Annotated in this window: 9 protein-coding genes and 1 pseudogene; 3 read left to right on the top strand and 7 right to left on the bottom strand. The window is 46.4% G+C overall.

Translation table 11 applies throughout. The annotated features are described in order from the left end of the window. Positions 1–181: 181 nt before the first annotated feature. Positions 182–1,230 (bottom strand): annotated as a pseudogene (locus ABTW62_RS12670) (IS3 family transposase); the annotation flags it as partial. A 54-nt stretch (positions 1,231–1,284) separates the two neighbouring features. Beyond that, on the bottom strand, positions 1,285–3,183 hold the full coding sequence (locus ABTW62_RS12665) for an IS1634 family transposase (protein ID WP_430904938.1): 1,899 nt from the start codon (positions 3,181–3,183) through the stop codon (positions 1,285–1,287). Between the two features lie 420 nt (positions 3,184–3,603). Here ABTW62_RS12665 and ABTW62_RS12660 point away from each other — a divergent pair, with 420 nt between their 5' ends. Then, positions 3,604–3,960, top strand: a complete 357-nt coding sequence (locus ABTW62_RS12660; protein ID WP_430904937.1) for a Rap1a/Tai family immunity protein — start codon at positions 3,604–3,606, stop codon at positions 3,958–3,960. 68 nt (positions 3,961–4,028) lie between these two features. Further along, a complete protein-coding gene (locus ABTW62_RS12655) occupies positions 4,029–4,757 on the top strand; it encodes an endonuclease (RefSeq protein ID WP_430904936.1) in 729 nt (242 codons plus the stop codon). A gap of 198 nt (positions 4,758–4,955) precedes the next feature. Here ABTW62_RS12655 and ABTW62_RS12650 read toward each other — a convergent pair whose 3' ends face one another. From ABTW62_RS12650 to ABTW62_RS12640, 3 genes are all read right to left on the bottom strand, one after another. Beyond that, positions 4,956–5,318: a hypothetical protein gene (locus tag ABTW62_RS12650; protein ID WP_430904935.1), complete on the bottom strand. Its 363-nt coding sequence runs from the start codon at positions 5,316–5,318 to the stop codon at positions 4,956–4,958. A 420-nt stretch (positions 5,319–5,738) separates the two neighbouring features. Continuing rightward, positions 5,739–6,011, bottom strand: coding sequence for a hypothetical protein (locus ABTW62_RS12645; protein WP_430904934.1), 273 nt, complete (start codon positions 6,009–6,011; stop codon positions 5,739–5,741). An 88-nt stretch (positions 6,012–6,099) separates the two neighbouring features. Then, the gene (locus tag ABTW62_RS12640; protein WP_430904933.1) at positions 6,100–6,366 is read right to left on the bottom strand and encodes a hypothetical protein; all 267 of its coding nucleotides are present in this window, start codon (positions 6,364–6,366) and stop codon (positions 6,100–6,102) included. Positions 6,367–6,772: 406 nt separating this feature from the next. Here ABTW62_RS12640 and ABTW62_RS12635 point away from each other — a divergent pair, with 406 nt between their 5' ends. Continuing rightward, positions 6,773–7,996: a PD-(D/E)XK nuclease family protein gene (locus ABTW62_RS12635; RefSeq protein WP_430904932.1), complete on the top strand. Its 1,224-nt coding sequence runs from the start codon at positions 6,773–6,775 to the stop codon at positions 7,994–7,996. Positions 7,997–8,342: 346 nt separating this feature from the next. Here the strand turns inward: ABTW62_RS12635 and ABTW62_RS12630 are convergent, their stop codons facing one another. Together ABTW62_RS12630 and ABTW62_RS12625 are read right to left on the bottom strand one after the other, a co-directional pair. Further along, a complete protein-coding gene (locus ABTW62_RS12630; protein ID WP_430904931.1) occupies positions 8,343–10,418 on the bottom strand; it encodes an AAA family ATPase in 2,076 nt (691 codons plus the stop codon). An 81-nt stretch (positions 10,419–10,499) separates the two neighbouring features. Continuing rightward, positions 10,500–10,727: hypothetical protein (locus ABTW62_RS12625; RefSeq protein WP_430904930.1), on the bottom strand; the 228-nt coding region annotated here is incomplete at its 5' end.

Here is a 10,727-nt window from a genome sequence, read left to right as displayed (position 1 = left end):
AAATGAAGTGGTATCGCAAAACTGGACAGGTTGTTAAGCTTTGTTATGGACACCATAGAGGATCATAATCATGAGCAAGAAACGCACACAATATTCCAGTGAATTCAAAGCAGAAGTTGCGCTAGCTGCGATACGGGGAGATGAAACTATTTGATGTGTCAACACTTTTCTGGACACAATGTTAAGCAGCTTTGTGCTGCAATTCGAAGTCTAGTGGCGAAAAGTAGCCATTGGCTGAATGCAGTCGCTCGCGGTTGTAAAAGACCTCAATATACTCAAACACGGCTTGTTTAGCTTCATCTCGAGTTTGATAGATCTGATGATGTATCAGCTCTGTTTTCAAGGTATGGAAGAAACTTTCCGACACCGCATTATCCCAGCAGCTACCTTTGCGACTCATGCTCTGCCGGATGCCATACTGTTTTAATAGCACCCGGTGGCTTTCTGATGCATATTGGCTACTGCGGTCGCTATGCCACAGCAAGCCCTTTGCAGGTTTTCGTTGCCAAATAGCCATCATCAATGCGTCATTTACCAGCTTTGTTCGCATATGTTCTGCCATTGACCAACCAACCACTTGCCGTGAATACAGATCAATCACTACAGCTAAATACAGCCAACCTTCCTGAGTATGAATGTAAGTGATGTCGCCCACATACACTTGGTTGGGCTGGTGCACGTTAAATTGCCGATCCAGCTGATTGGGTGCAATGGGCAAATCATGCCTGGAATTCGTGGTGGCTTTGAATTTCCGCTTCGTTTTACACGCCAATTCGGCTTCTCGCATCAATCGCCCTATTCGCCGGCGGCTGACGGTTCGGCCCCGGTTGACTATCGATTTCTGGATGCGCCTGGTACCATAGGTAGCATGACTCTTCCCGAACACGTCCCGGATAATTGTCGTTAGCTCAATATCATCCTTTTCCCTGGTGGTTTGGACACGATGCAGCCAAGCATAGTAAGCGCTTTGAGAAACTGTCATAAACCGGCACATCGAGTCGACTGAAAACTCCTTAACATGCTGTTTGATCCATGCGTACTTTACCGTTGCTCCTTGGCAAAGTACGCGGCTGCCTTTTTTAATAAATCACGCTCCTCGGTCAAGCGGGCATTCTCTTTCTTCAGGCGCTTTAACTCTTCATACAAATGATCGTCAGTACGCACCGCTTTATCCTGCCCTGACGGTCGACTGTATTTGTTGATCCAAGTATGCAGGGTGTTTTCATTAACCCAAGTTCGTGACTCCAACAAAAACTCACCCATTTTTTCAACAAGTTAAAATTTTCAACTGAAATCGGTTGGCACTACGGATTTTTTCCTGTCGATAATTGTTTTACGTTTGCCGATTGGATCGGGTTTGATATTCAGAGCCTGGTAGAGTTGCTGATGTAGCGCTTCAGGCCGAGTTGTGGTGCGCAGCAGGATAGTTGTATTCGAATCGGTTGGCAGCATCAGGGTGAGGCGCTGCTGGGTGGCCATGATGTTGCGAATACTCTCCCAACTGAGATGAATCTCTTTTTCCTTCAGTTGATAGCGCAGCGTGTGTACCAGATGATAGGCCAACAGGCTGATGAACAAATGCGCGTTGACGCGTTCTTTCTTTTGATGATAGACCGGGCGCAAGCCCAATTCCGTCTTCAGACTCCTGAAGGTGGCTTCGATTTCGGTCAGCATCAGATACGTTTCCCACAGCCTGGTCTCATTCCAGTCAGAGAGATTGGTGCGCAGGCAATAGAGGCCGCACTGCCGATCTTTTTGCGCGCTGTCGGGCGCATATTGCCAGTCGATGCGAATAGCGTGATGTTTCGCATCATCCGCAATCACCTCAATACGATAGTCCTGCGCGACCCGGGTGTTTTTCTCGCGCAATCGGCCAACGCGCTCCAGAACCTTATCGTAGCGTTTGATCGTTCCTTTCTTATTCAGCCCTGCCGAAAGCTGCATCAGGCCTGCTTCCATGCGCTGATGGAAGCGGTTGCGTATCCCTTGCTCTTTCTTTTCTTTCAACGCGGAATGGCAATAGAGACGGGTCTCCCCGCTTACCGGATCGATCTCGCGATAGACCGTCACCCGATTGCGCCCGGTCTCGCGCACCAGCAGGGCGTCTGCCTGCTCGCGCGGATCCTCCTGCTTGCGCTCCCGGCTGACCACCAGATAGTGATAACCCTGCTCGATCAGCCAGGCGATGTTATCTTCGCTGGCAAGTCCGGCATCCATGACGATCAGAGGCGGTGTAGCGGCCGATGGATGGTTGTGCTGCAGGCCCTCCAGCATCCGGGAAAGGGTTGCTGGTTCACTGGCATTGCCCGGAAAGACCTGGCTGCCCAGCGGGAATCCCTCCCCATCCAGCACCAAGCCCAGCGTTACCAGTTGACAGTCGCTGCGCTTTTCCTTCGAGCGGCCAAATTGCGCTTCCGGGTTGGTTGCACAACGGCCTTCGAAGTAGGTGTTGGTCAAATCGTAGAGGACAATGCTGCGGGATAAGTTGAACAGGGTCTGCTCACGTTGACCGAGAAATGCTTCCAGTTCTGCGCGGTGTTTGAACAGTTTGTCACTGACGGTATACAGGCGCGTCAGGCTGATTTGATTAAAATCGACCGCCAGCAGCTCAGAGAGTGCGCTTTGGTTTTGCAACCAGGCATGGGTATGCCGTTCACTGCCCGGCGACACCATTCGGCCGATCAAGCTACCCAGCACTGCCGCCACTTCAATGCCGTTGAACCCCAGGGCAGTCAGTTTCTGATCCAGCTGCAGTTGCCTGACCGCATGCAGACCGAGCGTTTCGGCGCCGATACTTCGGGCATGGCTGGCTTCAACCTGACTGATATCGATGCGCTGATAATCCGCTTCAATCGCTTCATCTGCGACCGGTTGGGATAACCGGGTGGCAATCAATGCGCTGTAGTGTTCGGCAGCTTGTTCCAATTCTTGCGCAAGGGATGGCTCCAATGCCGGTTCCCCGCCTGGCAGCTCGCGCTGGCTCAGGCGCATCCCTTGCAAATGGGCGGCGATCCGGTCAGTCAGGTACGGCCAGTGCGCAGGATCCACGGCAAAATCCTTGCCCAGATTGAGCAGCGTGCGCTGTTTGACCTGTTGGCCAATACGCACCGATTCAACAATACGGTAGGTGTAGTAGCCTTCTCCCTGATCAAGAGATTTGGTCTTGGTTCTGCGGATATACATGCCTGGAGCATGCAATAAAATCTTGGAAAAGTCAAGAGAAAAACATAAAAAATGGCACTACATCGCCCAGAGAAAATAACGACCATTGATTATAAAAGGATTATTTGATGATTCAGTGCGGAAATAGGGGATTTTGGGTGGTTTTGGGGGGAAAAGCTGCGAAGTTGGGCTAACAAAAACTTCCCCATATTTTCAGTAAGTTAAAAATTTTAACTGGAGTCGGTTGGCACTACGGATTTTTTCCTGTCAATAATTGTGATTCTTATGAATAAGGGTGCTTTATTTTTCTTATACCCAGCTGATTAGCCTTCGACCCGAAGTGGGCAAGTCACTGACCGCGGTAATGGAGCTAGCCAGAAGATATGGAAGCGGTCAATACTGGCTATCTGAATGTCAACAAATAGCGAGGAGGGCTAGCACATGCGGTATCGATTTATTCTTATGACGTTTGCACTTATGTGGTCCATGTCGTCGCATTCGCAATTTGGCTATTATAGTGGGAACAGTTGGCTAATTATTTGCGAAGACAAGAGTCTTTGTGAGCGTTATACACAAGGCGTCATCGAGGGCATTCTCATCGGATATGGTATGGGTTCGTTTCATTCATCGGGAGGCAAAATAACTCAAGCCAAACCATTCTGCCTTGGTAATTCACACACCACTGCGCAGCATGTAGCGGTTATCCGTAATTTCTATCGTGATTCTCCTGAGTACCTGTCCAGCGCGGCTATGGAAGGAATTCTCGTAGCAATGATGGCAGGGTTTCCGTGCAAGTAACGCTACAATCACAAAAGCCTTGCACTTGAATATTAATTATTAGGATATTTGCACTTAAAAACAACTGCTTGTACTTTCTGAGTAAGCTCTATATATCTCATTGGGCTATCCGCACTGAATGGGAGCATGTTGTTCCAGCAGCTAATTTTGGACGTGCAAGGCAATGCTGGCAAAATGGTGGCAGGAAGAATTGTAATAATACAGATCCCGTATTCAACGCAATGGAAGCGGATCTTCACAATCTGACTCCATCAATCGGGGAGGTCAATGCCGACCGCTCTAATTACAGGTTTGGTGTCCTGCCAAACAATCCTCGCCAACATGGTGCTTGTGATTTCAAGGTTGATTTCAAAGGACGTGTAGCCGAACCTCGGGATGAAATAAAAGGGCAAATCGCTCGTATCTACTTCTACATGCATGATCGATACGATTTGCCGATGTCCCGTCAACAACAGCAATTGTTAATGGCGTGGGATAAGCAATACCCGGTTTCTGTTTGGGAACGTGAGCGAGATCGGAGAATTGCCGCTCGGATGGGACACAATAATCCTTTTGTGTCAGGAGACCGAACCTGGACGCTTGATCATAAAAACTCAAAAGATGGCATTTATAGTGCAATACCAGTAAAACAAAGGGCTGAAGTTGGCGTCATACGTGGCAATCGAAACAGTAAGGTTTATCATCTGCCGCAAGGTTGCCCCAGCTATGACGCCATGTCACAGCAAAATATCGTTGAATTTAATACCGAAAGTGAAGCAATAACATCTGGTTATCGGAAAGCTGGGAATTGCAGGTAGCGTCGAAACTCAGCAACAGTAATGGAGTGCAGCGTAATGCCTAAAATATATAACGATGGGTAAGTTGTGGGTTGGCTGATAAAGAATGGATGGATCAATCGAGCTTCGCCATTACAAGTGAAACGTCCTGTGTGGAGTTGTATGCAGGGTGTTTTGTGGGCTGAGGATTAGAGATCATCGGCTACCCGATTAAGTGTTTTACTTTCCATGCCGAGGAAAGGAAATGGGAATGCGAAATTTCAACCGTGATATAGATTGATTATTGCTTTCTGATTTCCCTTGAGAGCCAAGCGCAAAGACGCCAGCTACCACTCCAATCCCTCCTTTAGTTTCTGCGCCTTCGCTTGCCGTGACTGCAACATCAAATTCCAATGTATGGACTAAATTCCCATTTTTGTCCCAACCCAGAGCTAAGTTTGACCCCCCCGTTTGGCTTTTAGTAAACAAGGTTTCAATTTCAGGAGCAACTTGAGCATCTTTTGAAGATATGCGCGACTGTGCATCGATGATGCCATCAGTAATTTCAATAATACTCTCAGAAACAAATTCTTTTAGATTCATGAGTCACCTAATTTCTCCGAGTTTGGCAGACACCTAACGAATAACGTTTACCCGCCGCCTTCCCCAAGTTTGTACTAGCCCTTTATAGGCTGCGGATAAACCTTGTTGAACTGAACTACCCCGAAAGCGGTGCTTATGGGGATTGTAGAGTTCTGGAGATGGGAGTCAATCCAAAAATGATTCCTTTGCAGCCAAGAAACAGCATCCTGGCTTGGTGGTATAGCTCAATCTCCCCCGGAATTTCTGCCTTGGTTGGCACAAAATGGAGGAGCATTCAGCCTGTATGTGCGAGCGCTTACCTGACTGCCCCAAACAGCCTGACACGGAAGGATCATTCAAAGCGAAACACCCTGTGAGGAACCGCATGTAGGTGAGTGTTAGAAACCCTCGGCTATCCGATTATGCTATATCTTCATTAAACTATTTTTTTACTAAGAAGTGGTATGCCGCAACAATTTCCGCATCCAGCTCCCTTTCCATGCCTTTGATTGTGAAATCACATACTTTCCCAATGGTGCTACCGATACCAAGTGATGATCCATTTTTCACGATATCACCTTTGACGTTAAACAGCGCCTTTCCTGTACCTTTGGACAATCCATCCTTGATTACTCCGTCCTTAACGTTACCCAGAGCCTTGCCTGTTCCTTTGGATGAACCATCTTTTATTACGCCATCTTTAAAATTTGCCATTGCATGATCTCCTTTCTTCTACCTTTTTTGCTTGTCTCCAAAGTGGTGACTGACTTTGGAAGCATAACGAACCGAGCGCTTTGGAGTGCTAAACCCCATTATCTCTGATACTTAAGAATGAATCACCAATTCTGGCTTTTCTGCGTCCCATACCTAGTGGCAGGTCAACCACAACGAAATTGTACGTTTCATCGGGTTCGGTAGAACTTGGTAAATCGAACCCTTCGACCACTTTGTTAGCAGAACGAAAATCTATCGCTTGATCATTCGAAATCGCAAGCGTCAGAGAATTGCCAGCATTACGTGCTGTAGCAAGAGTCTCAAGGAAGCTTCTTATAACGACCTTTTGGCTCACAAGTTCTCCTTTCTCACGAAGTATCTAACAAATAGCGTTTTTCCACCGCCTTTGCCAATCTTTCGCTAACACAATCGTTATATACGGCCGATAGGCGCTATTCTTTAGGCACATCCGGCAAATGCGAACTTGTTAGTCAGAAAAGCATATTGAAAGAAAGTGAATTAAAGGTTGAAATAGTCTCTGACTTTTAACGATGAGGTTTTTCAATATTTCGACCAGTTTGCTGTATCCATCCACATCTGTTGCCTTGCCATCCATCATGGAATCTGGGTAATAAAAGGATTTTCAAATGCCTATTTGCAACCTATGCCTTGGTAAAAGTGAATGATACTTATCTGATGGACTGGGAAAACTAGCGTGATAATTTCCAGTCACTTCCTGTATGAATGACAAAGGAGTATCAGTGAAAGATCAAGTAAATGACCTGCTCAAACAAGTCGCATTCACGATTGCCACTTTAAAAGAAGCTAGAAACCGGTTTTCGGATAGGCTTGCGCCAGAGTTCAGTATATTCGATTACTTACGAACCGACGAGATGGGTCTATCGCGTTGTATTGCCAGCTTGCTCGATCCAATAGGAAAACACGGGCAAAAGGAAGCATTTCTAGAGCTATTTCTGGAAAAAATAAATTGGCCAACTAATATGAAGATTAGCTCAATCGAGTTGGAGAAACAAGCTAATGGGCAAAGACGTATTGATATCTACTTGCGATTTGAAAATGGGAAGATTATCGGTATAGAGAACAAGCCCTGGGCGGGAGACCAAAAAAATCAATTGAGCGATTACGCCGCCTTTATCGAGAAAGAAGCAGGAGGTAACCAATGGCTCCTGATCTATTTGAATAATAACGATCCATCCAGCGATAGCGGTATAAAGGATAAGCAGAGAGCACTAGAAAATGAAGGGAAGTTTTTTCAACTCAGCTTCTCAGCCATCATTGAATGGCTAAACGAGTGTGCCTGTAAATCTAGAGCATTGGTCGTTCGACTGTTTATCGAAGAACTCGCTAATTTTATTCGCAGCAATGTCAATGGAGAACTGGATATGTCTGAAGAAAATGAAATAAAAAACATCGTGCTTTTCTCACCTGAAACTTTTACATCTGCCTTTCATATCTCATTAGCAATGACAAAAGTGAAAGAAACAATATTGGAAGAATTCCATAATGATCTAAAAGAAAAACTGGCAGACAAAGGCTTTGAGCTTATCTGGAAATGCCCAACGAAAGGTTTAAGGAACCTCGGCGGTTTCGGGGTGAAATTCGATGAAGAACAAAATCTATATTTATACTTTGAATTTCAATCTTCAGAATTAAATAATCTTATATGGGGCATAAAAAGTGAAAAAGAATTCAATAATAATGATGATGCTATCTGGGCTAGGGTCAATGAACTAATGAATGACAACTTTGGCCATGCTAAAAGGAGCCGTTGGTGGCCATGGTGGAGTTATATTGATAAAAAAGAATTCAGCCAGGCATATAGAAACTGGCACTCAAGTGAGGCGCCCTGGATTGCAATCAGAGAGAAAAAACTCGCTGAAGAAATCACCGAGCTCTCTGTTCGCGTTCACAATGTATTCAGTGGAAATCTGGCACTGATGTCTGTCAAGCGTCCAATGAACTGATTTCGCTGATAAAGTGCTGCCATAGCAATCACTACATGACATGAAAATTCTTCGGCATGCCGTTTTCAGCCAGCGGGGGGGGCGCGGTAAATTGCATGGCGAAGACGCTACCTTACTAAAGGTGAGCCTATCTACTATGTCGTGATCATAACCTGGAGAACTGCTGATATTATGCAGCCATGAGCTGAACGAAGCTCTGGGCGATAAGCAAATTGCAGCGCTTTCTTTGCTGACGGATTCAAAGCAGAAGCCATGCACGCCTTCCGGGCAGCACGGCGCAGGCTGGTGGCACGGATGATTTCTCAATCATTGTTTTATCAGCATAACGTGTTCCCCAGCCAGCTTGTTAATGGAAGCCTATAGGTGGCCTCCCATCGCCTTTCGCCGCGCATTCCGCCGCAAGTGCTGCGAGCAATTCGTCTGATGAATTGATGGGACGGAGATATTTTTGTCGCATGACAGTTGCAAAATCACCTGGCGTCAGTTGCTGCAAACGCTGCAACTTTTCCTGCTGTCGTAAACCAAGTTTAGACAGGCATAATTCTGTGCAGTAGCGGCTGAACAATGCCCATGCCTGTTTGGTTTTCATGAAATCAAACTTCACCTTGAGGTCAAAGCGACGCAGGGCGGCCGTATCAATTCCCTCGATAAAATTGGTGGAAGCAATAAAAACCCCGGGGAAAGACTCCATTTGTGTCAGCATTTCATTGACCATGCTGATTTCCCAGCTGTGCTGGGCTTGAGTGCGATCAAAAAGAAAACTATCAATTTCATCAATGATCAATAGCGCTCCTTCCTGCTCGGCCTGCCTGAAAGCACATGCAATGTTCTTCTCACTGCCACCGACCCATTTCGAAATCAGCTCTGAGGCTGGTTTAACCAATACTGAGCAGTCCATTTGTTCAGCCAGCCAATGGCCATAAGCCGTTTTGCCGGTGCCAGGCGGCCCATACAGGCATAGTCGCCCTGATCTTGCTTGAACAAGCCCTGCTGCAACCTTGGTTAGATCGGTATCGGCATGTATGAACAGTGGATCATAGATTCCCGAAACTTTGCGGGATGGATTGCTCCGAATAGTACTGTATCCTTGCGCTTTCAGGGTATTGTTAATCAGCAATTCAATGGCGCTGTTTGTATCGATTGCTTCTAAACCCTCATGAATGGGACGAATTACCGAAACAGCTCGTGACACAACCGCAGGTGCCAACTCTTCTGATTCAGCAAAACGGGCTACGCTCGCGGCGTCAAGCAGTTTGGAACCGCTATCCCGGATAATCTGTTCACGCTTCTTTTTTGGAGGAACAGGTATTTCCAGAACAAGATCAAAACGCCGTATGAAGGCTAAATCGATGTCCTGTGGGTTAGATATCCAAATCGTTGGCACCGGGTTTTCTTCAAGCATCCGATTTATCCATCCTTTCCGTACCTGGCCAGTACTTTTGTGACCAAAAAAACTACTTTTATCATTAAACACATCCTCAATTTCATCAAACAGCATGAGTGTTCTGCGTTTGGCAAAGAAACACTGTGCGACCCGGAAGGCACGAAGGCGTTGTTCGCCATCTACGGCGTCACCTTCTCCATCAGTGGAGGCGATTTCAAAGAGTTTACAACTCAATTCCTTTGCGATGACCTTGGCCAATTGGCTTTTACCCGTGCCTGGTGGCCCGTATAGGAAAATATTGACGCCCTTTCTCTCAGTCCTGAGAGCATACTCAAGATAGGGACGCAGGATAGCCAATGAGGTACCGATGTGTTCATAATCGGAGAATTCCAGCTGGGCTGGCGCGCTTTGAGTGACGACATCACGCAACAGCATAACTGGATCAGCTTCGGATACATATAATGCTTCCGCAAAGCTGTCTGACAACACATCCAGCTTACAGCTAAGGCTTGCTATGTTTCTGCTGCGTATTTCAACCAATCCTGATTTCATTAGAATGGATCGGACATTTAACGAATTCTTAATTTCCCGCTCGGGCAGGCCAAGCAAAATAGCCAGGACACGGTAAAGCCGCAAAGGTGAAAGGTCACCCAGCGTCTCGGTTACGTCGTAGAGTAGACTCTCATTCTTAACCATTACTGCGAATTCGAGAATACGGCAATCCGTCTCCGACAAGCCCAATAGTTCCGATAGGCGAATAACATTGTTGCCAAGACAAGGTGGCACTTTGGCGTCATGCCATTTACGTTCAACAGCCTGATACAAATTCCATAAATGCGCCAAAATTACTTTAGGCTGAGATTCGGATAAATCAATTGGCGTTTTATCGATAAAGCTCAGTGCCTTTGTTATGCCTTCATTGGATGAATAACCCAGTCTGCGAGTAACTTGCTGATAGCCGTCCAATGGAACGAGTGCACGGAGCATCCAGAGATAGATGATAGAAGGTATATCTGACGATAAATGGTGAATATGCATCAACTCTCCTATGTCTGCAAATCATTTTAAAAACACTCATGAAGCGCAGCACAGGATCAGCTAAACCAATTATTGTGCGAGTTATTCGATATTCCCAATCCTATTTGCGCTGCAGATCAACAGGCTTTGGTCTGTTCTAAAAGTGCAAATAATTTTCTTTTCGGAATCTTTGTTGCAATATTCGGGGTATTGAGCCTTTGTTTCACAACCTGAAACGATGGTGGGGCGTGAACAACTTGTGGCAGCAGAAACGCACTGTGCTGGAGCTGTGGATGCAGATTCGCTCGACGGCGTGGTCACTGGTTCAGT

Origin of the sequence: Nitrosomonas sp. ANs5, from assembly GCF_050584665.1 — a bacterium.
Lineage (GTDB): Bacteria > Pseudomonadota > Gammaproteobacteria > Burkholderiales > Nitrosomonadaceae > Nitrosomonas.
The sequence above is the reverse complement of the archived record's forward strand: the minus strand, read 5'-3'. Positions and strand labels throughout refer to the sequence as shown.